The organism is Ruegeria sp. AWH4_226 (assembly GCF_056159225.1).
On sequence record NZ_JBSWUU010000001.1, the window covers coordinates 665,456 to 690,207 of the forward strand.

Genomic DNA, 24,752 nt, shown 5'->3' on the forward strand with positions numbered 1-24,752 from the left:
GGGCGGTTAGCTGGACACTGAAGTCGCGGACTTGGTACCCGACTGTATTGCCATGAAATGCGCCGCCATTTTATCAAATACCGGTCCACGCACTTCGGGCGGCTCCATCAGTACTTCGTGCTCGCCGTCAGGTATTTCAACCAAAGTTCCATTGGGCCAGTTTGCCACCCGCGCGCGGATCGCCTTGCGGTCAACGATTTGCTCGTGACTGCCCAGGAAGGTCAGGCCAGGCGTCGTGGGCGCGGTTTGCGCCATCAGCCAAGCGCATTCATCCAATGCTTCGCGCAGCCAAATCGTTGACGGTGCCGCCAGTGCCAGTTCGGGGTGGGCCGCCAACTGGTCTTTCATCATTTGGTACATCGCGGGATCGCGTGTCAGGATATTCCCTTCGAAAGGCTGTGAGACGACATAGCTTTCCATCGATGTTGTCGGGGGCGTCTTTTGCCCAAGCCCGATCCGCGGGCCCCAATACGCCGTGAGCCGGCTGAGCGGTTTCATGATAGGTGTGAAAAAGATGCCCCACATCGGGCCGGTAAAGGCGCAGGCGGCGAAGCTGTCACCCTCAAGCACCGCACGCAAACCAATCGCACCACCCATCGAATGACCAATCACATACCATGGCTTTGGTAGGCCAAGTTTTTCGGCGAGCTCCATAGTTGCAAGCACGTCCTGCTGATAGTCAGTGAACTTTTCAACATGCCCGACGCGCGGATCGGGCAGCGGCCGATCTGCCAGCCCCTGACCACGCCAGTCAATTGCAAGAAATGCAAATCCTCGGTCGACGAATTCCGTTGCCGCTGCACCGTATTTCTCAATGTATTCTGTCCGGCCCGGAAACATCATCACCGTGCCGTTTGTTTCGTTGTCCGGGCGCCAGTGACCCACACGGATACGGGTGTTGTCTGCGGTCGTAATCCAATGTGCCGCCCCACCGGCGGGTCCGCCGGCCACGTCCGCAAAGAATGGGGCCGGCGACAACTCGGTCATGCCAGTACCGAGGCGAGTTTCATGGCGACACTCATGTCTCCGTCCACGCTCAGCTTGCCTGACATGAATGCGCCGGTCGGATTCAAGTCACCGCTCAGGATTTGCTCGAACGTATCCGCATCTGCGCTCAACGTCACTTCTGCGTCGTCGTCGCTGACGCGCGCGCCATTTGCATCCAGAACGATTGCGCCCATACCCGTGATGTCAAACTTGGCGGTCGAGTCGAAATCGCCGCCCGAGAGTTTGTCGTTCAGCGCGGCCGCTGCTTTTTCAAGAGTGTCACTCATGGTGTTCCTCATTTTGTTGATGCGCCGTGGATGGACATCCCCGGTCGCAACGCTACACTGCGCATTGTTATGGGTATTGCAATCGACAATCTCAAACGTACCGTAGCGGCACTTTTTGTCACGGTCATGTTTTCCACCAGTCTGCTTGCGCAACAAGCGGACTCGCGGGATGAAGCCGCTTTGCTTAAGCAATTGGCCCAGTCGACGCCGGAACAGGCGATTGGCATTGATCGTCAGCTCAAGGCGCTTTGGTCTCAATCGGGATCAGCATCGGCAGATTTGCTGCTTGAGCGAGGGCGCGAGGCTTTGGACGACGGGGATACCGTGGCCGCAATCGAACATCTGACCGCGCTGACCGACCATGCGCCGGGGTTTGCCGAAGGCTGGCACCTGCGCGCGTCGGCGTTCTTTGGCATGGATCGCTTCGGCATGGCCGTGGCAGACCTTGAGCATGCGCTGACGCTGAACCCCTACAATTACGAGGCTATTTTTGGGCTGGGCCTGATTTTCGAGATTGTCGAGCAACCAGACAAGGCCCTGAAGGCTTATCAGCGGGCGCTGGCTATACATCCGCATCACGAAGAAGTAACCAATGCGGTGAATCGACTGAAGCCTCAGGTCGAGGGTTCGGCCCTCTGACGAATCGGGGCAGGGGGCAGAATTGAGCGGGTCATCCCGAATAGTGGCCGTACTGGGCCCGACCAACACAGGCAAAACCCACTACGCGGTTGAAAGGATGCTGGGCTACCGAACTGGCGTGATCGGCCTGCCGCTGCGTTTGTTGGCGCGCGAGGTGTACGACAAGATCGTTGCAATCCGTGGTCCGTCCGTTGTGGCCCTGGTTACCGGCGAAGAGCGGATCGTGCCGCCGCGCACGCAGTACTGGGTCTGCACGGTTGAGGCGATGCCCGAGGGACTGGGCGCGGATTTTGTTGCCATTGATGAGATTCAACTCTGCGCCGATCCCGAACGCGGCCACGTTTTCACAGACCGGTTGTTGCGCGCGCGGGGAACGCATGAAACGCTGTTTCTGGGTGCTGACACCATGCGCGGCCCTATCGCCGCCCTTGTCCCCGACGCTCAGTTCGTGCGCCGTGAACGGATGTCGCAGCTTGTCTATTCCGGTTCCAAGAAGATCAGCCGCATGCCGCCACGCAGCGCCATCGTCGGGTTCTCGGTCGAAAACGTCTATGCCATTGCCGAGTTGCTGCGGCGTCAAAAGGGGGGCGCGGCGGTGGTCATGGGCGCGCTTAGCCCTCGCACTCGCAACGCTCAGGTCGAATTGTATCAGAATGGTGAGGTGGACTATCTGGTTGCGACAGACGCCATCGGGATGGGGTTGAACCTTGATGTGAACCATGTGGCGTTTTCTTCGTTGACCAAGTTCGACGGTCGTCGGATGCGGCCTCTGGCACCGAATGAGCTGGCCCAGATTGCAGGTCGCGCAGGGCGCGGCATGTCCGACGGCACCTTTGGTGTCACCGGAGAGGCCCCGCCGTTGGATGAAGGTGTGGCACAAGCCATGATGGACAGCCGTTTTACTCCGGTGAAAAAACTCAACTGGCGTAATGCAGCCTTGCGGTTCGGGTCAATCGACGCGCTGATCGACTCGCTTGAAGTAAGCCCGAATGACGAACACCTCACAAAGGCACGGCCCGCAGATGATTTGAATGCGCTCAAGTCGCTTTCGCAGGTCGCCGAAGTTGACGCCCGTGCCAGCGACCCGCAATCTGTTCGTCTGCTATGGGATGTGTGCCGGATTCCGGATTTCCGGGGCATCAGCCACGCCGAACATGCCAGCCTTCTTGAAGTGATCTATGGCCACCTGCACCAAAGCGGATCGATACCCGATGATTTTATGATGCGACAGATTCGTCGGATTGATCGAACGGATGGGGATATTGATGCGTTGTCCAAAAGGTTGGCATATATTCGCACTTGGACATATGTTGCGCAGCGAAACGGCTGGGTGCGCGACGAATCACATTGGCGTGCGGTAACCCGCGCTGTAGAAGACAGAATGTCGGACGCGTTGCATGACCGTTTGACGCAAAGATTTGTGGACCGGCGCACGTCCGTGTTGCTGCGCCGGCTCAAACAGAAGGAGGCCCTTTTGGCCGAAGTAAATGACAAGGGTGAAGTGACCGTCGAAGGTGAATTTGTCGGTCGTCTTGAAGGGTTCCGGTTCATTCCGGACAAAAGCGCGCAAGGAACCGAAGCAAAAGCTTTGAAATCGGCCTCTCTGCAAGCACTCGCGCCGCAATTCCATCTGCGCGCCGACCGCTTCTACAACGCGCCCGATACCGAAATTGATTTCACTGATCAGGGTGGCCTGATGTGGGGCGAGTATGCGATCGGCAAACTTGTTGCCGGGTCCGAACCGCTCAAGCCCATGGTTGAGGTGTTTGTAGATGAATCAGCCGGGCCGGATGTTGAGCAAAAAGTTCAACGTCGCCTGCAGCATTTCATCGACCGCAAAATCGCCGCGCTGTTTGAGCCGCTGTTGAACCTGTCGCGCGATGAAGAGTTGTCGGGACTGGCCAAGGGTTTTGCATTCCGAATGGTTGAGGCTCTGGGCGTTTTGCCGCGCGCGCAGGTCGCTCAGGACGTTAAGGATCTGGATCAGGACGCCCGCGGTGCCTTGCGTAAGCACGGCATCCGTTTTGGTCAGTTCACCATATTTATGCCGCTGCTGCTGAAGCCCGCGCCGACGCGTCTGCGTCTGGTTCTGTGGGCACTGTCCAGCGGTTTGCAGGAATTTCCCGAGGCACCGCCGCCGGGGCTTGTCACTGTACCCGTCGCCAAAGATGCGCCCAAGGGTTACGACACCATGTGCGGCTACCGCGATGCCGGAGATCGCTCGATCAGGATCGATATGCTTGAACGGCTGGCCGACATGCTGCGCGCCGAAGACAGCCGTGGCGGGTTTGAAGCCAAGCCGGATATGTTATCGATTACCGGCATGACGTTGGATCAATTTGCTGATCTAATGCGCGGGCTGGGCTATAACGCTGAGCGGGGCGAGCGGGAAAAGGTAAAACCCGCAGCTGCTGAGCAACCGGTAGAACAGTCGTCGGTCGAAGAAACCCCGGCATCTGGGACGGAAACCGAATTGCCCGAAGCGGCACCCGAAGAAACAGCCGCACCCGCCGAGGCGATAGCCGAGGCCACCGACAGCACCGAGGCGACAGCCGAGGCTCCTGCGACAGATGAGCCAGAGGTTGAGGTGTTTTATACCTTCACCTGGGGTCGCCAGCGTCAGGCAAACCGTGGTCCGCGTCGAGAACACCGACAGGGGCAGGGCAAAGGAAAACCGCGCGGCAAACCTCAGGACGGGCGCGGCAAACCGCAAGGTAAGAAAGGCGGCAAGCCGCAAGGGGCCAAAACATTCTCGTCGCGGCCACCCAAGAAAGAAAAAGCGATCGACCCAGACAACCCATTTGCGGCTGCGCTTATGGGTTTGAAGGACGGCAACTAAGTAGGGATGGTCAATCCCAGGCTACGGATCGACAAATGGCTGTGGCAGGCGCGGTTCTTCAAGACCCGTAGCCTGGCCGCCAAACAGGTCAGCGGCGGCCATGTCCGGCTAAACGGAAACCGGGTTCTGAAATCGGCGCAGCCCGTGGGACCCGGGGATGTCTTAACCTTCCCGCAAGGACGTAGTGTGCGGGTTGTACGGGTTGAAGAACTGGGTGACCGCCGAGGCCCGGCATCGGAAGCGCAAACACTTTACACGGATTTGACGGAAAAAAGGGACGAACCGCCCAAGAATCCCGGTTTCGAAGGAAAGGGTCGTCCGACAAAGAAAGATCGGCGCGCGCTTGATCTTTCTCGCACCAAAGAGGGGTGATCTGCCCTTGAAGACACCAAAAGACTGGATTAGCTAAACTCCCAAACCGCAAATGGGATTCAAACAATGACCTATGTTGTCACCGAAAACTGCATTGGCTGCAAATATACCGACTGTGTGGAAGTATGTCCGGTCGACTGTTTTTATGAAGGTGAAAACACGTTGGTTATTCACCCCGATGAATGCATCGACTGCGGAGTATGCGAACCGGAATGCCCTGCGGATGCTATTCGCCCTGATACCGAGCCGGGTATGGATCAATGGGTTGAGTTCAACCGGAAGTATTCGGAAATGTGGCCGGTCATCGTCACCAAGAAAGATCCACTGCCCGAGGCGGCGGACCGTGATGGTGAAGAGGGCAAGATGGAGAAATACTTCTCTGAAGCGCCCGGTGAAGGGGGCTGAGCGATTCGCTCTCTGAACTTGTTCGTTTAGGTGTAAAATCAGGCTGTAACGCGCTGGTATAAAAGGGGTTTCACGTCCCCGAAAGGGCGTGACCTTTCAGGCGTCGTATTTTTGTGATATACTCTATTCCTGAATGATGAATGAGATGGGGATGTGCTCCGTAAGTATGACTGCTTTGGAGTTCTGATTTTGTGACAAAACGACCGCATGTTGGGGCCGAGCGTGGCTCCGGCTGGTTTTTTGTCGTCCACACCTCGCTCTGTAACCAAGGATGATCCTGTATGTCTAAGTCGAAAAAGCTTGAGTTCCGCCCCAACGACTATGTTGTCTATCCTGCGCATGGCGTGGGCCAGATCATATCGATCGAAGAGCAAGAAGTCGCGGGATACTCGCTTGAGCTGTTCGTCATTTCGTTTGAAAAAGACAAGATGACTTTGCGGGTGCCTACAAACAAGATTACTGAATCTGGTTTGCGCTCCCTAAGCTCCCCCGATGTCATCAGCCAGGCGATGAAGACACTTAAGGGCAAGGCGAAGGTCAAACGCGCCATGTGGTCTCGCCGGGCGCAGGAGTATGAACAAAAGATCAACTCCGGCGATCTGATCTCGATCGCTGAGGTTGTCCGCGACCTGCATCGCACCGATGACCAGCGCGAGCAAAGCTATTCCGAGCGTCAGCTTTATGAGGCCGCGCTCGAGCGTCTGACCCGTGAGGTCGCAGCTGTATCCGGGGCCGGAGAAGTTTCGGCCGCCAAACAGGTAGATGAAGTTCTGACTTCACGCGCTGCCTGATTTCAACCGTTTCTGACGTTTAGGCCGCTCCGTCACTGGGGCGGCCTTTTTGTGTCCGGCCTTGGTGAATTGTGCCTTTGCGGCTAATTTTCCAGCAACAAGAGGCGGATACATGGTCAGACTAAAACAAACTATCAAGTTTCTGTATATCGCGCATGAACCGGTTTCAGTCTGGTTTCGCTACGGGCTGATCCTCTTTGATGCGGCGTCCATCGTCTTCTTCGTGGCCACGGCGAATGTTCCACATGGTCCCGGGATAAAGATTGCCAGCCTGGGTGTCGGGCTTGTCATCCTGCTGGATTTTCTCGCCCGGTTGTGGATTGCGAAAGACCGCTGGAAACTGCTGTACAAAGTCTACACGCTGGCAGATATCGTCGTGATCGCCTCGCTGTTGCTCGAGCCGTTTTTGCCCGGAAACCTGGCCTTCGTGCGGATTTTGCGCGCTTTGCGCCTGATCCACTCTTATCACCTACTGCGGGACCTACGACGCGACAGTCAGTTTTTTCGAACCCACGAAGATGCGGTCATCGCTGCAATAAATCTGATGGTGTTCGTGTTCGCCACCTCAACGGCAGTTCTGGTGTTCTTCATCCCAGAGGATAGTCAAACGCCCTATATTGATGCGCTTTATTTCACCATGGCGACACTAACAACAACCGGATTTGGAGATATCACCTTGGCGACCCCCGGTGGAAAACTGTTTTCGGTGTTCATCATGGTTGTTGGCGTGGCTTTGTTCGTGCGACTGGCGCAGGCTATATTCATGCCACAGAAGGTTCGTCACAAATGCCCCAATTGCGGGCTTTACCGACATGATCCCGACGCGGTGCATTGTAAGCACTGTGGCGAAACGCTGAGGATCGAAACCGGCGGCACGGGTTAAAGTATAGCAACCGCAGTAAGCATGAACGTCAACTCTGCCAGTTGTTGACTGGCCCCCAGAATGTCGCCGGTTTGGCCACCAATCTTGGACCTTGCGACCTGAGCAAAAAAGCCAATCGCCAGTCCAACGACAAGCACGGGAAGGACGGCGGCAGCGCCCATCAAAAGCGCCGCACACAGTACGGCCAACCCAAGGCCTAATGCGACCGTTCCAGCCCGTGGTGCGCCGACCGAATGGCTCAGGCCGCTGGTTCGGGCATTCGGAAGGGCAGCCATCAGCACCGGCAATACAGCCCGCGACGTGATGCAGGCCGCAAGGATGGTGGCAAATCCTCCGGAGGCCAAAAGCGCTGATATCAGCATGATACGCAGGGTCTGTGAAAAGATCAGTGCCAACACACCATAGGTGCCGATATGGCTGTCTTTCATGATTTCCAATCGGCGCTCGGCCGTGAAACCGCCCCATAGGCCGTCGATCGTGTCAGCCAGCCCGTCCTCGTGCATAGCGCCGGTCGATACGACTAGCACCGCAACTATCAGAACTGCACTGACCGGCACAGGCAGGCTTAGCACGAGTGCAACCCACCCGGCTGCACAGGCGAGTAGACCCACAGCCAAGCCGACCAAAGGGAAAGCCCATACAGCAGCAGACTGCCGAGTAAAGACCTGTTCAGGCAGACGCGGTACTGGCAGGCGGGTCAGCAAGACCAGCGAAAGCGAAATATCCCAGGCAGAGATCAGGTTGGTGTCGTTTTTATGCACTCCCGCGCCTTTCGGGGTCTTGTTGGATCGGACACTTCGGTTAAACACGCAGGATCACACCGATGCAACGAGGCTTTGAATGCTGCCCGAACTTATTGATCTGAAAACGTTCCGCGAAGCTTTGCGCAATGCACCTGGTCCGGACGACGACGCGCTGCAAGGGGCGGCAGACCGCAATGGGCAGCTGACGAAACCACCGGGGGCGCTGGGGCGGCTTGAGGATCTGGCGATCTGGTATGCTGGCTGGCGCGCTGATGCCCGCCCGCAGATTTCGAAGCCACAGGTCATCGTATTCGCAGGAAACCACGGTGTTACAGCGCAGGGCGTGTCTGCCTTTCCAGCCGAAGTGACCGCCCAAATGGTGATGAATTTCGAACATGGCGGCGCGGCAATCAATCAACTTGCAATGGCAGCAGGGGCCAGGATGGATGTGCATGCTTTGGATCTGGATCAGCCCACCGCAGATTTCACCAAAGAACCCGCCCTGTCCGAAGATGGGCTGCTGAAGGCTCTGCGCGCGGGATGGGATGCAGTTGATCTCAGCGCCGACCTTTTGGTTGTCGGAGAAATGGGCATTGGAAACACGACGCCAGCCGCCGCAATTTCATGCGCGCTGTTCGGCGGTGAGGCAGCCGAGTGGACCGGGCGCGGAACGGGTGTTGATGACGCAGGGTTGGTCATCAAAACCCGCGTGGTAGCCGAAGGTGTGGCCCTGCATGCGGATGGAAAAGACGGATTGGAAATTCTACGCTGCCTCGGTGGGCGCGAGATCGCGGCCATGGCCGGTGCAATCGCGGCTGCGCGTATCTTGCGCATACCGGTAATTCTCGACGGCTTCATCTGCTCGGCAGCGGCGGCCTGTTTGGCAGATATCACCGAAGGAGCACTTGACCACGTCGTAGCAGGACACCAGAGCGCTGAAGGCGCACATGGTGCCCTGTTGCAGAAGCTGGGGAAAGAGCCGCTATTGAACCTAGACCTGCGTCTGGGTGAGGGCTCGGGTGGCGCGTTGGCCATCAACATCCTTAAAAGCGCGGTGGCCTGCCACTCGGGCATGGCAACTTTTGCCGAGGCAGGCGTTTCAGACGCCTGACCCCGGTGGAATGAGTGGAATGATCTGTACTTGAAGATCAGGCAGATTTTTGGGCGTGTTTCTCAGCCAATTCCAGTAGTTCGGTCTCAAGCTCTTTTTCGAATTGCTGGGCGCGCTCGATGTATTTTTTGTTCTCTGCTGTCGGCATACCGGGGATCCACAGTTCAGCAAGCTCACGGATCGATTCACGGTCGTGGTGATAAAAAGTCTGCTCTGCTTGCGCGGCCTCGTATTCGCTAAGGCCGATATTCTCCAGCACATATCGCCCTGCGCGAAGCGAGCTATCGAACATTTCCCGCACGATATCGTCCGCGCCAGCCTGATACAGTTCATAGACATGGGTGCGGTCGTGCGCGCGCGCGATGATGTGCAAATCAGGGCGCTGACGGCGCGCAAAACTGACCAGGCGGGTCACGTGTTTTGGATCGTCCATTGCCGCGACAAGAACGGCGGCTTTCTCAAGCCCAGCCGCGCGCAGCAGTTCTGGCCGGGTCGGATCACCTAAGAACCCTTTGACACCAAAGCGGCGCATCAGTTGGATTGTCTCGATATTGTGGTCTAGCACGATGGTCTTGAACCCGCTGGCGCGAACCAACCGGTTCACAATCTGACCAAAGCGCCCGATACCCGCGATAATGACAGGACCTTTTTCGTCAATCTCATCTGGCTCCGGTTGGGGCGCACTGTCCCCGATCCGGCGCGACAAAAGATCGTAGACGATAAACAACAATGGCGTGATCAGCATGGTCAAAGCGATGATCATCAATAGCTTCTGCGACAGGTCTGGCGGGATGACGTTTTGTTGCGTGGAAAAGGCCAACAGGACAAAACCGAATTCGCCAGCTTGCGCCAACCCGAGCGTAAACAGCCAGTGATCTCTGCCTTTCAGCCGAAACGCCCGCCCGACGAGGAACAGAATGATACCCTTGGTCAGGATGACAAGAAGGGCCAGTCCGATCAGTTCCAAAGGGTCGTTGAAGAAATAGGCAACATCAATCCCGGCACCGACGGTGATGAAGAACAAGCCCAAAAACAGACCTTTAAAGGGTTCAAGGTCACTTTCCATCTCGTGCCGGAACTCTGAACTGGCCAGCACAACGCCCGCCAGAAACGCGCCTAGAGCGGGGGACAGGCCCACGAGTGTCATGAGAAAGGAGATACCGACAACGATCATCAGGGCCAGTGCGGTATACATTTCACGCAGGCGCGTAGCGTGAATAAAGCGGAACAGGGGACGGGTAAGGTAGACACCTGCAAGAATGACAAAGGCAATGGCACCAAGCGTAACCAATGTAACCGCCCATCCCGGCAACCCCTCGACCAGTGAAAGGCTATGGTGCCCGGCGTCATGCAGGTCTTTCACGCCGCGGTCGATGGACCCGTCGCTTTCAAGATGTGGCATCGCAGGCAGTGCCAGCAGCGGCAGCAGCGCCAATATCGGGATCACAGCGATATCCTGGGTTAGCAGCACCGAGAATGTTGCCCGGCCACCATTGGTCTGCATCAGCCCTTTTTCGGAAAGGGTTTGCAGCACGATCGCAGTTGAAGACAGTGAAAGCGTCAGCCCAACAGCCAAAGCGACCGACCAGGGATGGTTTGCATAGATAGCCACCGCAGCAATCGCAGCGGTCGACAGGCCGACTTGTAAACCACCCAGACCCAAAAGGCGGTCACGCATATCCCATAGGGCACGGGGTTCAAGCTCTAGCCCGATCAGGAACAACATCATGACCACACCGAATTCGGCCACGTGCTGCAAGCTCTCGGTCTCGGCACCCACTAACCCGAGCATAGGGCCGATCACGATCCCTGCGGCCAAGTATCCCAGCACGGACCCTAATCCCAGACGCGCCGATAGGGGCACGGCGATCACGGCGGCTGCCAGATAGATCGAAGCCTGGTAGAGGAAATCGTCCATGGTCGTCCTTTCGACGGATCAGGTGGGCAAAGGGGCGTCGCGTTTAAGTTGGTCCATTACGATTTGGCTTTGGACTCGCGCCACTGCAGGATGCGGCAGTATCACCTGGTGAAGCAAGCGATTGAGTGCGGCTAGATCGTCGCAATAGACATGCAGCAGGTAATCTGCCTCTCCGGTCATCGTCCAGGCGCTGGTGATCTCGGGGCGCGTGTCCACCATGCGGGCAAAGCTGGCGGATTGTTCGGGGCCATGTGTACCCAGATGTACCTGAATGAATCCCTGAACGTGCAATCCAAGCTTTAACGGGTCCAACCGCGCAGCATAGCCGGTAATGTATCCTTCGGCCTCAAGCCGCTGTCGGCGCCGACCGGCCTGGCTGGCCGACAGGTTCAGCAACTCACCCAGCTGATGTGCCGTCAGATGGGCATCGACCTGCAATGCGGATAAAAGGCGCAAATCGGTGGAGTCCAGCATATGCGAAGTTTTCCCTAATCTGTGCGTTATGATGCGTGTTTTGCGCGCTTTTCGCCATTTTACATTAAAACAATGCGCAGAAACAGCGCTACAAAAGGTTTATTTTTGACTCAGCTAGGAAACTTCTATTTCAAGGAGATCCGTGATGGGCCCGTTCCCTCATAATGCCCCAAAATCCACCATTAGCCCCGAAAACCCTGTTGGTACAGATGGGTTCGAGTTTGTTGAGTTTGCACATCCCGATCCGCAGGAACTGCGCGACTTGTTCGCTAAGATGGGTTTCGAAAAGGTTGCACACCACAAGGAAAGGCCCGCGGTCGAGCTTTGGCAGCAAGGTGACGTAACCTATATCCTGAATGCCGACCCTGAAAGCTTTGCAGCTCGCTTTGTCGACGAACATGGTCCTTGCGCGCCGGCGATGGGTTGGCGTGTCGCAGACGCGCAGAAAGCGTACGACCATGCGATCGCAAAAGGGGCCGAACCCTATGACGGAGTGGACAAGACAATGGACGTTCCGGCGATCAAGGGAATTGGCGGGTCACTGATCTATTTCATCGACCAATACTACGACACGTCCCCCTATAATGAAGAGTTCAATTGGATCGCTCAGTCTAAACCGCGCGGAGACGGCTTTTACTACCTCGATCACCTGACACATAACGTCTATCGCGGAAATATGGACAAGTGGTTTGAGTTCTACGAGCGTCTGTTCAATTTCCGTGAAATCCGCTTTTTTGACATTCAGGGGAAGTATACGGGCTTGTATAGCCGTGCGTTGACCTCACCTTGCGGACGCATCCGTATTCCGATTAACGAAGACCGGGGCGAAACGGGCCAAATCGTGTCGTACCTCAACAAGTACAAGGGTGAGGGTATTCAGCACATCGCAGTGGGGAGCGAGGACATCTATGCCTCGACCGATGCGATTGCGGAAAAGGGGCTGAAGTTCATGCCCGGCCCAAACCGAACATACTATGAGCTGTCCAAGGAAAGGGTTGCCGGTCACGAAGAACCTCTGGATCAGATGATGAAACACGGCATCCTGATCGATGGCGAAGGCCTGCTGGATGGTGGTGAGACGAAAATCCTGCTCCAGATATTCTCGAAAACCGTGATTGGCCCTATCTTTTTCGAGTTCATTCAGCGCAAAGGCGATGACGGGTTCGGCGAAGGAAACTTTCAGGCGCTGTTCGAATCCATTGAGCGTGAGCAGATCGAAAGCGGCGAAATTTCAGCGGCTTGAGCCTCAACGTTAAACATGTGCGGGCGATAACGCCCGCATCATCGCCGCGGCATTTTCAGCGTGACGTTCCGGCCTTTTTTCTGATAGCGCAACTCGCTGTCGCCGATTGCGAGGACACGGCCGCCATCAATCCTATCCCCGACCTTTAGCTTTTTGTAACGACCACTTGGTAACCGCACCAGGGCCCGGCGGTTTGCGGGCGTGCCGTAAACACCTATCAGGTTCAATTTTCGAAGGTTCATCGCGTTGTCGATTGTCGCTTGTCTCGCGACCGACGCCGAGGACGGAATTTTTGGCGCAACCGCCTTGGGCTGGAACGTGTCGGCTTCGGGCTGATCAACAGCAGCCGTCGACCCCAAGTTGCTAGGCTGCGCAGTGGCAGCGGCTGGGGCCAGCCCCGCCGGGCGAAGTTTAGGGCGCGGCACACGTACAACGGCCAGCGCGGTTGGCGTTTCGTCCACTTCTGGTTGCTGTTGCAGTGAAGCCGGGCGCAGTTTGGGCCGCAGGACAGCCAACTCTTCTCGGGTGCGGCCACCCAATTGCTGTCGCTCAAACCGGCTGGTCAGATCTGCGGGGCGAAGTTTTGGCCGCAACCCGGCAAGCCTGCTGTCTGGGGCTTCCTCAAGCGTTGGTTCCTCTTCAAACCGGACAGGTGGCTCGGGCGGCACTTTCGACGGGCGGCCAAGATAGACGACCACGCCTTCGGGGTTCAGTGTTCCCTCAACGGTGGGCGCAACGAGGCCACTATCATCCAGCTCAAAACGGGTACCGGCGACGCTGGGCAAAGCAACCCGTTCAAAGGGGGCATCGGTGTCATAGCTCTGGACCGAGGGCAGGGCGATCGCGTCATTTGACAGGTTGGTGCCATCAACAGAAGCCAGATACGGTTCGTCTTGTGACAGAGGGACCGGTGGCTCCAGCGGTTCGGGGGCTGTGATCTTTACACCGGGCAGGGCCTGACCCTCTGGCGGCTCGGGGTCACGGGCGATATCTTCCACAACCGTCGGCGCGATATTGAGGGCATTTCGTATCGCCTCATCCGCCGGAGTAAGGTCGGGCTGCGCGTCGTCAGCGGAGGGCGACGATGACGAGGTTGGTGGGGACGCAATCTCGGCCTTTTCAGTCGGAGGCGTCTCAGTCGGTGCGACAGTCAGCGCTTCAAGTATCGCCGCATCCGTGGGCGAGATGTCAGGCGCGTCCTCAGCCACGTCTGGTTGTTCCACTTCCCGGTCGGTTATCTGCGGCTCGACTTGTGCGGTACCGCTCGCAGGCGTTTCGGGTGTGGCCTCTGATACGACATCGGCCTGAGGGTCGGGTTCAGGCACAGCCTCTTCGGATTGCACCGACCCGGTCTGGACGCTTTCGTCTGCGTCTGAACCAAACAACGCCCATGCGCCGAGCGACACCGCCAGACCCAGTGCTACCGCTCCTGGAATGACATAGTTTTTTGCTAAAACGTTGGTGGTCGATTGTCCCGGCGAGATCGGCGTTGGTACGGACCGGAAAGACTCCGGAGGCGTTTCATCAGCGATCACATGTACGTTTGCAGGCAGTTGGTCCGTCTCAATCGCCTCGGCTGTTTCTTCGGGAGCAGACGGAATGTCCGGCACCGGAAACACTGGTTTTGCAGGAAAGTCTTCTGGAGCCGACTCTGTCGTGATCTGAACCGGAACAAATCCATGTTCGGTGGCAAAATCCTGCGCTTCGATCAGCGTTTGTCGGGTTACGGCCGCGATATGGGTTGTTGGGCCGATTTTGGCGCTGTCAAAAACCAGGTCATCGACCGAATAGGGCGTCGCGTCCGCCAGCGTTTGTTCGGCATTTTGGCTCTGGAATTCAGCGTCAGCTTCCACGGACAGGAACCGAACTTGATCAGCTGGAATGATGATCTGACACGTCAGGTTGTTTTCCAGCGCGAAGGCCCGGTCCCTCAGCGCAAACAACTGCGCGTTCAAATCCGGCGCGTCCAACGCGACTTCGCCTATACAATACCAATCGCTATCCGATTGGTGATGCACAGATATTCCGGTCGCAGAAAAAGACAGCGCAAAGGCGGGTTTCATATTCCCGAGGAACCATATTTGTCAGCATCAATGCAAACGACTTTTCGTTCGCAAGCAGACATTAAAGCAGGATATTGCCGAGGGGAAGGCAAACCCAAATTCTCCCCTTGTTTGGTCTGACCCTGCAGCCCCATGTATAGCATGAAGAAATTGGAGGGAAGATCTTGAAGAAAAGCGCTTTTCTGGCCGCACTGCTGGCCGTTACGGTCGCAGGCATGACCCATGCGCAAGAACGTCGCATCACGGTGGATGCATCCGGCATTGTGCAAGCTGCACCGGATATGGCGACCATTACTGTGGGCGTAACAAACGAAGACCCGCAGGCCTCAAATGCGATGCAGGCGACATCTGATGCGGTGTCGTTGATCCTGAAACGGCTAGAGGACATGGGGCTTGAGGCGCGCGACGTACAAACCCGCGACCTGTCGCTGTCTCCGGTCTGGTCCGGGCGGAATACCTCGACCGGTGATCGACCTGAGATTTCAGGTTTTGTCGCCTCCAACACTGTTCAGGTCCGGGTCCGTGATCTGGCTCAGCTGGGCACAATCATGGACGGAGTTATTGAGGACGGTGCAAACGATTTTCGCGGCCTGACTTTCGGTGTTCAGGACCCGACGCCTTTACAGGCTGAAGCGCGGGCTAAAGCAGTTGCCGAAGCCATGGCAAAGGCTGAACAACTGGCACAAGCGGCGAACGTGTCGCTGGGTCCGGTGCAACAGATTAGTGAGCAGGTCGGCGGTGTCCGCCCCGCACCAATGATGCGCGCAATGGATGTTTCAGAGGCCGGAGGAGTCCCGGTTGCGAGTGGTGAGATTTCAGTCTCGGTCAACGTGTCGATGGAATTCGGGATTGCCGAGTAACCCTTGCCAAAAGCTCAAGCCATCAGCAGATTTGCGGTTGGCTTGACGGGTTAATCTTGTTTACGGACAGCAAGGCTTCGAACGCATTGTTTCAGCCATTCACTGTCGAAGGGCGTCGGTGGCAAACGCCCGGAATAGCCCGGACGTTTGCCCGCCCATGTCCTAGGCCGTCGCTTTGGCCAACGCCTGATCAAGATCGGCGATCAGATCATCCGCGTCTTCGATGCCGATGGAGACTCGCACCACACCGGGACCTGCGCCTGCGGCCTCTTGCTGTTCGGGGCTGAGCTGGCGGTGCGTGGTCGAGGCTGAATGGATAATCAGCGACCGCGTGTCGCCCAGATTGGCCACGTGGCTGAAAATTTCCAGTGCGTTCACCAGTTTGACGCAGGCGTCGTAGCCACCTTTCACCGCAAAGGTAAACAGCGCACCGGCACCCTTTTTGTACTGCGACTTAACGCGGTCGTAATAGGGCGAGGACGGCAGACCGGCATAGGTCACGTACTCAACGCGGTCATCGGCCTCAAGCCAAGCAGCGATCTTCTGCGCATTCTCAATATGTCGCTCCATCCGCAACGACAGGGTTTCGATCCCCATCAGCGTGTAGTGCGCCGCCTGCGGGTTCATGGTCATGCCCAGATCGCGCAGACCAATGGCGATCCCGTGGAAGGTGAAGGCCAGCGGGCCGAAGGTCTCGTGGAATTTCAACCCGTGGTAAGCTTGTTCCGGTTCGCTGAGCGACGGGAACTTGTCATTTGCAGACCAGTCGAATTTGCCAGAATCCACGATGCAGCCGCCGGTGACGGTGCCGTTTCCGGTCAGGTATTTAGTGGTCGAATGCACCACCAGTGTCGCGCCGTGCTCAATCGGGCGGCACAGGTAAGGCGTGGCCGAGGTGTTGTCGACGATCAGCGGAATGCCCGCCGCATCGGCCACATCCGCAAGGGCGCGGATATCGGTGACATAGCCGCCAGGGTTGGCGATGGATTCACAGAAAATTGCGCGTGTGTTTTCGTCTACAGCGGCCTTTACCGCGTCAAGATCGTCGGTATCCACAAACGTGGCCGACCAACCAAAGCGTTTGATCGTTTGGCTGAATTGCGTGACGGTGCCACCATACAGACGAGTTGACGCCACCACGTTGCAGCCCGGTCCCATCAGCGGGAACAGCGCCATGATTTGCGCCGCGTGGCCCGAGGAGCAGCAGACCGCGCCCACGCCACCTTCCAACGTGGCGACACGTTCCTGCAGCACTGCCACGGTTGGATTGGTCAGCCGCGAATAGATGAACCCGACCTCTTGCAGGTTAAAAAGGGCCGCTGCGTGGTCGGCGTCACGGAATACATAAGCGGTGGTCTGGTAAATCGGTGTCTGCCGCGCACCGGTTGCCGGATCGGGGCGAGCGCCCGCATGAATCTGTAGCGTGTCAAAACCGTAGGTAGGGCCGTCTGACATCGTCAAAATCTCCTGTTGGGATGTAGGTTGCAGAATCTCTAGGCGATTGCGCGCGCACGTACAACATTCCTGTCATCGCATCCAAAGGCCGTTATTCTTGATCGAGTTGCGTATGGCCTGCTCGCGCTTGGGCAGGTTACCGCGGTCAAAAAGGTCGCGGATCTTGTGGCCCTTGCGCTGCAGGACCAGCTTCTTGATTGGGTCATAGCTTTTGAGCACCTTCTTGACCCTGTTAGGGGCCACCACGGTTTCCAGCACCTCGACCACATGGTCGCTCTCGCGCGCGTAGAGCAGGGGAAACAGGCGATAGTGGCAGCTTACCGATCCATCCAGCAGACCCGGGGGGAGGGCGTCTCGCCCCCCTCCGAATGAGTGGATGACCAATGGCAGGGCGACCTGATCCAGCCATGGGTCTAGGGTTTGACCTATCAGCTCGGGGATATCTTCATCCCGGATGGTGCGGGCATAGCTCAAAAAGCGTTCGCCAAACTGGCGAGGGCAGTAATAATAGAAAAAGCCGGCGTTAAAATACAAATACCTCCGCCAGTGGTTGATTGGTTGACTGGTATCCAGCGAGCTTTCGAAATCCAGTTCAAAACGACGATAAAGCGCGCGCCAAATACCATCGAAACCGGGTCCATACAGGGTCGGTTTGGGCCATGTCCCTTCCACCTTTTGCGAGGCACCAGGGCGGTCAAAATCAAACGGAACAGCGGTCAGCTCCCCAGTGATCAGCGTGTCGCTGTCGAAGAACACAAAAGGCTCACCTTCGGGCAGGGCCAGCAGTGCCTCGATCTTGTTGCCATGGGGGTAGCTGTCGCCAAACACGGAGCTGTCGAATGGCAGGATTTCGACGTCCAGCTGGCGCAAAGCCTTCAGCACATCTTCATTCTGAATACTCGGATCCTGTCGCCAGCGCGGGCCGGGGTTCGGAAACGCCACGAACAGACGGCCAGAAAAACTCGGTGAACTGTGGCGCAACGAGGCTGCAAATAGCAGCGCTTCGTATTGAAGGCGATTGTTTTGCCCAATGATGACGATGTTGAACTTCGGTGTACTGGCCTGCATCGGTTGACTTTCGGAATTCTTGCCGATGACCGGCGCTGCGCGTTTTGACCTACAATACGCAGCGGGGTCCGTCAAAACCTGATGAGGGAAAACCTGATACGAAGGCCGCGCTTGCGGTTCAGCCGCTACCGCAATGTTGATACGGATTCATCGGTTGGTGGAAAAATGAGCGTTTTCGTCGAAAAACCAAGAGATTTTTCGGGTTTTCGGATTTTTTTGGGCATTTATAAATTTTACCAATTGATAAAAAATTAGAATGTGGCAAGCTGATACAACAACAAACATATCTACAGGGAGTAGAGCGATGGCACAGGGCCAGATGGCCTCCGGCATTGTTTCCGGGCGGCTTTCCAGCGATGAGCTGACCTCGAATTTTACGGATCTGCATCCGCCATTGGCCGCGCATGAGGCCGCTGTGGCCGCAGATCGATGCTATTTCTGCTATGATGCGCCGTGCGTGACTGCTTGTCCGACAGACATCGATATTCCGCTGTTCATGCGGCAGATTCAGGCAGGTCAACCCGAAGCGGCGGGAGAGACCATTCTGGCGCAGAACATTCTAGGCGGTATGTGCGCCCGCGTGTGTCCGACCGAGACACTTTGCGAAGAAGCCTGTGTGCGCGAAACTGCCGAGGGCGCTCCGGTCGAGATCGGCCGCTTGCAGCGTTACGCGACCGACAGTGTCATGGCGTCGGGCAGTCATCCGTTTAGCCGGGCTGCGCCAACTGGCAAGACGATCGCCGTTATCGGGGCGGGTCCTGCTGGTCTTGCCTGCGCGCACCGGCTTGCGATGCTGGGGCATGACGTGGTGATCCATGAAGGCAAGCCCAAGCCGGGTGGCCTGAACGAATATGGCATTGCCGCATACAAATCGACCAATGACTTTGCGCAGGCCGAGGTTGACTGGCTGTTAAAAATCGGTGGCATTACCATTGAGACGGGTTCAGTGCTGGGTGAGGGCGTCTCACTGAACGGCCTGATCGAAAACTACGATGCGGTTTTCCTCTCCATTGGTCTCGCGGGCGTGAACGCCTTGCGTGCAGACGGGGCCGAAAAAGACGGTGTTCGGTTTGCGGTCGACTTCATCTCAGATGTTCGTCAGGCCTCAGATTTGGCGGATCTGCCGGTGGGGCGCAATGTTGTGGTGATCGGTGGCGGGATGACCGCAGTCGACGCCTCGGTAAAGTCCAAGTTGTTGGGGGCCGAGAATGTCACCATAGCCTATCGCCGTGGTCGCGATGCCATGGGGGCCAGCCGCTATGAACAAGACCTGGCGGCTTCGCACGGTGTAAAGATCATGACCAACGTCCAGCCCGTCGCCATACATGGAAACGGTGCGGCTGTTGAAATCGAATTGGAGTATACTTCCAGTCACGACGGTCAACTCAAAGGTACTGGTGAAACAGTGCGACTGGCCGCAGATCAGGTTCTGAAGGCTATCGGCCAGACGCTGGAGGGCGCACCGGAAGGGCTGCAACTGGACGGTAGCAAAATTGCCGTGACAGGGGCCGGGCGCACCTCGATAGCCGGTGTCTGGGCCGGAGGGGACTGCGCCGCCGGCGGAGAAGACCTGACGGTGACAGCCGTTGCCGAGGGCCGCGATGCCGCGATGGATATCCATGCGAGCCTGACAGCGTGAAACTGACAGACAAAGATGCAAATCTGCATCAGGGAGGCCGGATAAATGGCTGATTTGAAGACAAACTTTCTGGGTATCGAAAGCCCGAACCCGTACTGGCTGGCTTCGGCGCCGCCAACTGACAAGGAATACAACGTCCGCCGCGCATTCGAGGCCGGATGGGGCGGTGTCGTCTGGAAAACTCTGGGTTCTGAGGGGCCGCCGGTCGTGAATGTCAACGGACCGCGCTATGGTGCGATCTATGGCGCAGACAGGCGCTTGCTGGGCCTGAACAACATCGAACTGATCACCGACCGCCCGCTTGAGGTGAACCTTGAAGAGATGGCGCGGGTCAAGGCCGATTACCCGGATCGTGCGCTTATCGCCTCGATCATGGTGCCGTGTGAGGAAGAGGCGTGGAAAGCCATCCTACCGCGCGTGGCTGAAACCGGCGCGGACGGTATCGAGCTGAACTTTGGCTGCCCGCATGGGATGAGCGAGCGTGGAATGGGTTCGGCCGTTGGGCAGGTCCCGGAATATATCGAGATGGTCACGCGTTGGTGCAAAAAATACTATGACCGCCCGGTCATCGTGAAGCTGACGCCCAACATCACCGATATCCGCAAGCCTGCTGCAGCCGCAAGAAATGGTGGCGCGGATGCGGTGTCACTGATCAACACGATCAATTCGATCACCAGTGTCAATTTGGATACCTTCAGCCCGGAACCCTCGATCGACGGCAAGGGCAGCCATGGCGGCTATTGCGGACCCGCGGTGAAGCCGATTGCCTTGTCGATGGTGTCGGAAATTTCGCGCGCTGAGGCGACGCATGGCTTGCCGATCTCGGGTATTGGCGGCGTGACCACCTGGCGCGATGCGGCCGAGTTCATAGCACTGGGCTGCGGCACGGTTCAGGTTTGCACGGCTGCGATGACCTACGGCTTCAAGATCATCGATGAACTGACGACTGGCCTGTCTAAATGGATGGACGAAAAAGGATATACGGACGTCTCGCAGGTTGTGGGCCTTGCGGTGCCAAACGTAACTGACTGGCAGTATCTGAACCTGAACTACGTGGCCAAGGCCAAGATCGATCAGGATCAATGCATCAAGTGTGGCCGCTGTTATGCCGCATGCGAAGACACCAGCCACCAGGCGATCTCGATGTCTGCGGACCGCGTGTTCGAGGTCAAAGACGAAGAATGCGTCGCCTGTAACCTGTGTGTGGATGTGTGTCCGGTGGACGGGTGTATCTCAATGGTGCCGATGGAGGCCGGAGAGGTCGATCCGCGCACCGGATTGGAGGTTCAGCCAAACTACGCCAACTGGACAACGCACCCGAACAACCCGATGGCAAAAGCTGCCGAGTGATTTAAACGGAAGACACAGAAAAGGGCCGGTGAGTGGCCCTTTTCTTTATGGCGTCAACAACTTACGATACAGCGTGTCGATAAACGGTTCTGCCCCGTCGAACGGGTCCTCGTCACCCAGAATGGCACGGACCTGAACATCAAAATCGGCGTAATGCTGCGTCAGGGCCCAGATCGAAAAGATCAGGTGATAGGGATGCAGCCGCGCGATTTTACCCTGATCCATCCATCCTGTCAGAACCGTAGTTTTTTCGTCGACCAACACCTTGAGGTCGTTTGACAAGGCGTCGTGAATGCGAGGCGCACCCTGAACAAGCTCGTTGGCGAACAAGCGGCTTTCGCGGGGCAGTTCGCGGCTCATTTGCAGTTTCCGATGGATGTAAGACAGAATTTCTTCCATCGGTTCGCCGTCCGCGTCCAGATCGTGCAGCGGTGCCAGCCATGTCTCAAGCAAGCCTGACAGCAGCGCAGTGTGAATCGCTTCTTTTGACGGGAAGTAATACAGAAGGTTCGGTTTGCTCAGCCCGGCTTCTGTTGCAATCTGATCGACTGTCGCCCCACGAAACCCATGTGCTGAGAACACGTTCAGGGCGGCATTGAGAATCGTGGCGCGATTCTTTTTCTGTATCCGGGTCGGGGCACGATCCTTGGGCATGTTTTCAGCGTGTCTCTTTTTTTGCCATGCGCGGGTAAATAGCGCCGAAACTTCTGGCGGCACCATGCAATTTCTTGACTGACGTCGAACCCGTGATAGCGTGAGTTTGACCATATGGTCAAATCAAGACACCACAAGCGAGCCAAATCGCAAGCAACAGGGAAGACACCAATGGCAGCTCCGGCGCAGAACCTCAGAATCAATGGCGACAGGTTGTGGGATAGCCTGATGGAGATGGCAAAGATAGGCCCGGGTGTTGCAGGCGGTAATAATCGTCAAACGCTGACGGATGAAGATGCCGATGGACGCGCGCTTTTTCAGAAATGGTGTGAGGATGCGGGCTGCACCATGGGGCTGGACCAGATGGGCAACATGTTTGCGCACCGTGCTGGAACCGATCCAGATGCGCTGCCGGTGTATGTCGGGTCGCACCTGGACACACAGCCAACCGGTGGAAAGTATGATGGCGTGCTGGGCGTGCTGGGCGGATTAGAGATCATACGGACGCTGAACGATCTTGGTATCAAGACCAAGCATCCGATTGTGGCAACCAACTGGACCAATGAAGAAGGCACGCGTTATGCGCCGGCGATGTTATCTTCGGGCGTGTTTGCTGGGATGCACACGCAGGATTGGGCTTACGACCGCGAAGATGCCGAGGGTAAGAAATTCGGCGACGAGTTGCAGCGCATTGGCTGGCGAGGTGATGAAGAGGTTGGCGCACGCAAGATGCACGCCTTCTTTGAGCTTCATATCGAGCAAGGACCAATCCTTGAGGCAGAAGGCAAAGATATTGGTGTGGTCACGCATGGCCAAGGTCTTAGCTGGACGCAGATCACTGTGACAGGCAAGGATGCCCATACCGGGTCGACCCCGATGCCGATGCGCAAGAACGCTGGCCTTGCGATGGCGCGAATTCTTGAGAAGGTGGATGAAATCGCGTGGTCCCATGCCCCTCATGCAGTGGGCGCTGCTGGCCATATCGACGTATATCCGAACTCGCGCAATGTGATTCCGGGTAAGGTGGTCTTCACGGTCGATTTCCGCTCGCCCGAGTTGGACGTGATCACCGATATGGAAAATCGTCTGCGCGTCGCTGCTGAGGATATCGTCGACGAGATGGGTCTGCAGATCGAATTCGAGAAGGTCGGCGGTTTTGATCCTGTGAAGTTCGATGAGGGCTGTGTGTCCGCCGTACGTGACGCAGCAGAAAGACTGGGCTATTCGCATACCGACATCATCTCGGGTGCGGGTCATGACGCGTGCTGGATCAACCGCGTGGCACCGACGGCCATGGTCATGTGCCCCTGTGTTGACGGGTTGAGCCACAACGAGGCCGAAGAAATAAGCAAAGACTGGGCCGCGGCCGGGGCAGATGTTCTGTTTTATGCCGTCGTCGAGACTGCGGAAATCGTGGAATAATCTGGACCAGCTGTCCTCTGGCGGGCGTTCCCCACGAGACGGCAGGCTAACAAAACAAGCGGCGAAGACCGCGTTAGGGAGATTAAAATGAGCACAGTTATCAAAAACGGCACCGTCGTCACTGCGGACTTGTCTTACAAGGCAGACGTGATGGTCGAAGATGGCGTGATCACCGAAATCGGTATGGGTCTGAAAGGCGACAAGGAACTGGACGCGACGGGTTGCTATGTGATGCCAGGTGGCATCGACCCGCATACGCATCTTGAGATGCCGTTTATGGGAACGTATTCCAGCGATGATTTCGAAAGCGGGACGCGGGCGGCCTTGGCTGGCGGCACGACGATGGTGGTGGATTTCGCTTTGCCCAACCCCGGGGAAAGTCTGCTGGACGCCTTGAAACGCTGGGATAATAAATCGACCCGCGCAAACTGTGACTATTCCTTCCACATGGCTGTGACCTGGTGGGGTGAGAAGGTGTTTGACGACATTAAGACAGTCGTGGAAGAGCGTGGAATCAATACGTTTAAACATTTCATGGCCTATAAAGGCGCGCTTATGGTGAATGACGATGAGCTGTTCGCGTCATTCAAGCGGTTGGCGGAGCTGGGCGGTATCGCGATGGTGCATGCCGAGAACGGTGATGTCGTGGCCGAGTTGCAAGCCAAGCTGTTGGCCGAGGGTAACTCTGGCCCCGAGGCGCACGCCTACTCACGCCCGCCACAGGTCGAAGGCGAAGCCACGAACCGCGCCATCATGATCGCTGATATGGCGGGCGTGCCGCTCTACGTGGTGCATACCTCGTGTGAAGAAGCGCATGAGGCCATCCGCCGGGCGAAGATGCTAGGCAAACGCGTGTGGGGAGAGCCGCTGATCCAGCACCTGACACTGGACGACAGCGAATATGCGCATCCGGATTGGGATCATGCCGCGAGGCGTGTTATGAGCCCTCCGTTCCGCAACAAGCAGCACCAGGATAGCCTGTGGGCGGGGCTGCAGTCGGGCTCGCTGAGCGTCGTGGCCACAGATCACTGTGCGTTCACGACTGAGCAAAAGCGCTATGGCGTCGGCGATTTCACCAAGATCCCGAATGGCACTGGCGGTCTGGAAGACCGGATGCCAATGCTTTGGACCCACGGTGTGAATACCGGTCGGTTAACGCCAAACGAGTTCGTTGCCGTTACTTCAACAAATATCGCTAAGATATTGAACTGTTATCCGAAAAAAGGCGCAATTCTTGTGGGTGCTGATGCGGATATCGTCGTTTGGGACCCCGAAAAGAGCAAGACGATCACCGCCGAAACGCAACAGTCTTCGATTGACTACAACGTGTTTGAGGGAAAAGAAGTCAAAGGCCTGCCACGCTTTACCCTGACCCGCGGACAGGTGGCCGTGCATGATGGCGAGATCAAAACACAGGAAGGTCATGGCAAGTTTGTTGCGCGTGAAGCCAACACCACCGTCAACAAGGCACTGAGCACTTGGAAAGAGCTTACGGCCCCAAGGCCGGTCGAACGGTCGGGCATCCCTGCGACGGGGGTTTAGTGCAGGC

The 24,752-nt window shown here is 57.0% G+C and carries 22 protein-coding genes; 13 read left to right on the top strand and 9 right to left on the bottom strand.

Annotated elements, in window-relative coordinates:
• Window positions 1–6: 6 nt before the first annotated feature.
• Both ACXAET_RS03235 and ACXAET_RS03240 read right to left on the bottom strand, forming a co-directional pair.
• Window positions 7–987 carry an alpha/beta hydrolase gene (locus ACXAET_RS03235; protein WP_475181016.1) on the bottom strand — a complete coding sequence of 327 codons (981 nt, stop codon included), beginning with the start codon at window positions 985–987 and terminating at the stop codon, window positions 7–9.
• Window positions 984–1,274 (bottom strand): SCP2 sterol-binding domain-containing protein, encoded by a 291-nt coding sequence (locus tag ACXAET_RS03240; protein ID WP_475181020.1) that lies wholly within the window; start codon window positions 1,272–1,274, stop codon window positions 984–986. The genes ACXAET_RS03235 and ACXAET_RS03240 overlap by 4 nt, the downstream gene beginning before the upstream one ends.
• Window positions 1,275–1,304: 30 nt before the next feature.
• Here ACXAET_RS03240 and ACXAET_RS03245 point away from each other — a divergent pair, with 30 nt between their 5' ends.
• The 6 genes from ACXAET_RS03245 (at window position 1,305) to ACXAET_RS03270 (ending at window position 7,203) form a co-directional block, all read left to right on the top strand.
• Window positions 1,305–1,913: a tetratricopeptide repeat protein gene (locus ACXAET_RS03245; RefSeq protein ID WP_475181023.1), complete on the top strand. Its 609-nt coding sequence runs from the start codon at window positions 1,305–1,307 to the stop codon at window positions 1,911–1,913.
• A 22-nt stretch (window positions 1,914–1,935) separates the two neighbouring features.
• Window positions 1,936–4,752 (top strand): helicase-related protein, encoded by a 2,817-nt coding sequence (locus ACXAET_RS03250; RefSeq protein ID WP_475181027.1) that lies wholly within the window; start codon window positions 1,936–1,938, stop codon window positions 4,750–4,752.
• 6 nt (window positions 4,753–4,758) lie between these two features.
• Window positions 4,759–5,124 carry an RNA-binding S4 domain-containing protein gene (locus ACXAET_RS03255; protein WP_475181030.1) on the top strand — a complete coding sequence of 122 codons (366 nt, stop codon included), beginning with the start codon at window positions 4,759–4,761 and terminating at the stop codon, window positions 5,122–5,124.
• Window positions 5,125–5,190: 66 nt separating this feature from the next.
• Entirely contained in the window at window positions 5,191–5,529 is a 339-nt protein-coding gene (fdxA, locus tag ACXAET_RS03260; protein WP_068334695.1) for a ferredoxin FdxA, read from the top strand.
• A gap of 281 nt (window positions 5,530–5,810) precedes the next feature.
• The gene (locus ACXAET_RS03265) at window positions 5,811–6,320 is read left to right on the top strand and encodes a CarD family transcriptional regulator (RefSeq protein WP_475181034.1); all 510 of its coding nucleotides are present in this window, start codon (window positions 5,811–5,813) and stop codon (window positions 6,318–6,320) included.
• Window positions 6,321–6,432: 112 nt separating this feature from the next.
• On the top strand, window positions 6,433–7,203 hold the full coding sequence (locus ACXAET_RS03270; protein ID WP_475181037.1) for an ion channel: 771 nt from the start codon (window positions 6,433–6,435) through the stop codon (window positions 7,201–7,203).
• On the opposite strand, the gene cobS is transcribed toward ACXAET_RS03270, so the two are convergent.
• Complete coding sequence (cobS, locus tag ACXAET_RS03275; RefSeq protein ID WP_475181041.1) at window positions 7,200–7,964, bottom strand: adenosylcobinamide-GDP ribazoletransferase; 765 nt, start codon at window positions 7,962–7,964, stop codon at window positions 7,200–7,202. The two genes, ACXAET_RS03270 and cobS, sit on opposite strands and share 4 nt — an antisense overlap.
• Before the next feature lie 79 nt (window positions 7,965–8,043).
• Here cobS and cobT point away from each other — a divergent pair, with 79 nt between their 5' ends.
• Window positions 8,044–9,057, top strand: a complete 1,014-nt coding sequence (cobT, locus tag ACXAET_RS03280) for a nicotinate-nucleotide--dimethylbenzimidazole phosphoribosyltransferase (protein ID WP_475181045.1) — start codon at window positions 8,044–8,046, stop codon at window positions 9,055–9,057.
• 37 nt (window positions 9,058–9,094) lie between these two features.
• Here the strand turns inward: cobT and ACXAET_RS03285 are convergent, their stop codons facing one another.
• Window positions 9,095–10,975, bottom strand: coding sequence for a monovalent cation:proton antiporter-2 (CPA2) family protein (locus ACXAET_RS03285; RefSeq protein WP_475181049.1), 1,881 nt, complete (start codon window positions 10,973–10,975; stop codon window positions 9,095–9,097).
• 18 nt (window positions 10,976–10,993) lie between these two features.
• Window positions 10,994–11,449, bottom strand: a complete 456-nt coding sequence (locus tag ACXAET_RS03290) for an Lrp/AsnC family transcriptional regulator (RefSeq protein WP_475181053.1) — start codon at window positions 11,447–11,449, stop codon at window positions 10,994–10,996.
• 145 nt (window positions 11,450–11,594) lie between these two features.
• On the opposite strand from ACXAET_RS03290, the gene hppD reads away from it, so the two are divergent.
• Window positions 11,595–12,692 (top strand): 4-hydroxyphenylpyruvate dioxygenase, encoded by a 1,098-nt coding sequence (gene hppD, locus ACXAET_RS03295; RefSeq protein WP_475181057.1) that lies wholly within the window; start codon window positions 11,595–11,597, stop codon window positions 12,690–12,692.
• Between the two features lie 38 nt (window positions 12,693–12,730).
• Here the strand turns inward: hppD and ACXAET_RS03300 are convergent, their stop codons facing one another.
• On the bottom strand, window positions 12,731–14,755 hold the full coding sequence (locus ACXAET_RS03300) for a hypothetical protein (RefSeq protein WP_475181060.1): 2,025 nt from the start codon (window positions 14,753–14,755) through the stop codon (window positions 12,731–12,733).
• A 164-nt stretch (window positions 14,756–14,919) separates the two neighbouring features.
• Here ACXAET_RS03300 and ACXAET_RS03305 point away from each other — a divergent pair, with 164 nt between their 5' ends.
• Entirely contained in the window at window positions 14,920–15,615 is a 696-nt protein-coding gene (locus ACXAET_RS03305) for an SIMPL domain-containing protein (protein WP_068334721.1), read from the top strand.
• 162 nt (window positions 15,616–15,777) lie between these two features.
• Here the strand turns inward: ACXAET_RS03305 and ACXAET_RS03310 are convergent, their stop codons facing one another.
• Window positions 15,778–17,070 (bottom strand): O-acetylhomoserine aminocarboxypropyltransferase/cysteine synthase family protein, encoded by a 1,293-nt coding sequence (locus ACXAET_RS03310; RefSeq protein ID WP_068334724.1) that lies wholly within the window; start codon window positions 17,068–17,070, stop codon window positions 15,778–15,780.
• A 72-nt stretch (window positions 17,071–17,142) separates the two neighbouring features.
• Complete coding sequence (locus ACXAET_RS03315; protein WP_475181069.1) at window positions 17,143–18,138, bottom strand: hypothetical protein; 996 nt, start codon at window positions 18,136–18,138, stop codon at window positions 17,143–17,145.
• A 304-nt stretch (window positions 18,139–18,442) separates the two neighbouring features.
• Between ACXAET_RS03315 and ACXAET_RS03320 the strand changes: the two genes are divergently transcribed.
• Both ACXAET_RS03320 and preA read left to right on the top strand, forming a co-directional pair.
• Window positions 18,443–19,777, top strand: coding sequence for an NAD(P)-dependent oxidoreductase (locus tag ACXAET_RS03320; RefSeq protein ID WP_475181073.1), 1,335 nt, complete (start codon window positions 18,443–18,445; stop codon window positions 19,775–19,777).
• A gap of 45 nt (window positions 19,778–19,822) precedes the next feature.
• A complete protein-coding gene (gene preA, locus ACXAET_RS03325) occupies window positions 19,823–21,127 on the top strand; it encodes an NAD-dependent dihydropyrimidine dehydrogenase subunit PreA (RefSeq protein ID WP_475181076.1) in 1,305 nt (434 codons plus the stop codon).
• A 45-nt stretch (window positions 21,128–21,172) separates the two neighbouring features.
• On the opposite strand, the gene ACXAET_RS03330 is transcribed toward preA, so the two are convergent.
• Entirely contained in the window at window positions 21,173–21,781 is a 609-nt protein-coding gene (locus ACXAET_RS03330) for a TetR family transcriptional regulator C-terminal domain-containing protein (RefSeq protein ID WP_475181080.1), read from the bottom strand.
• Window positions 21,782–21,952: 171 nt separating this feature from the next.
• Here ACXAET_RS03330 and ACXAET_RS03335 point away from each other — a divergent pair, with 171 nt between their 5' ends.
• Both ACXAET_RS03335 and hydA read left to right on the top strand, forming a co-directional pair.
• Entirely contained in the window at window positions 21,953–23,203 is a 1,251-nt protein-coding gene (locus ACXAET_RS03335) for a Zn-dependent hydrolase (protein ID WP_475181083.1), read from the top strand.
• 87 nt (window positions 23,204–23,290) lie between these two features.
• Window positions 23,291–24,745, top strand: coding sequence for a dihydropyrimidinase (hydA, locus tag ACXAET_RS03340; RefSeq protein WP_475181087.1), 1,455 nt, complete (start codon window positions 23,291–23,293; stop codon window positions 24,743–24,745).
• Window positions 24,746–24,752 lie beyond the last annotated feature (7 nt).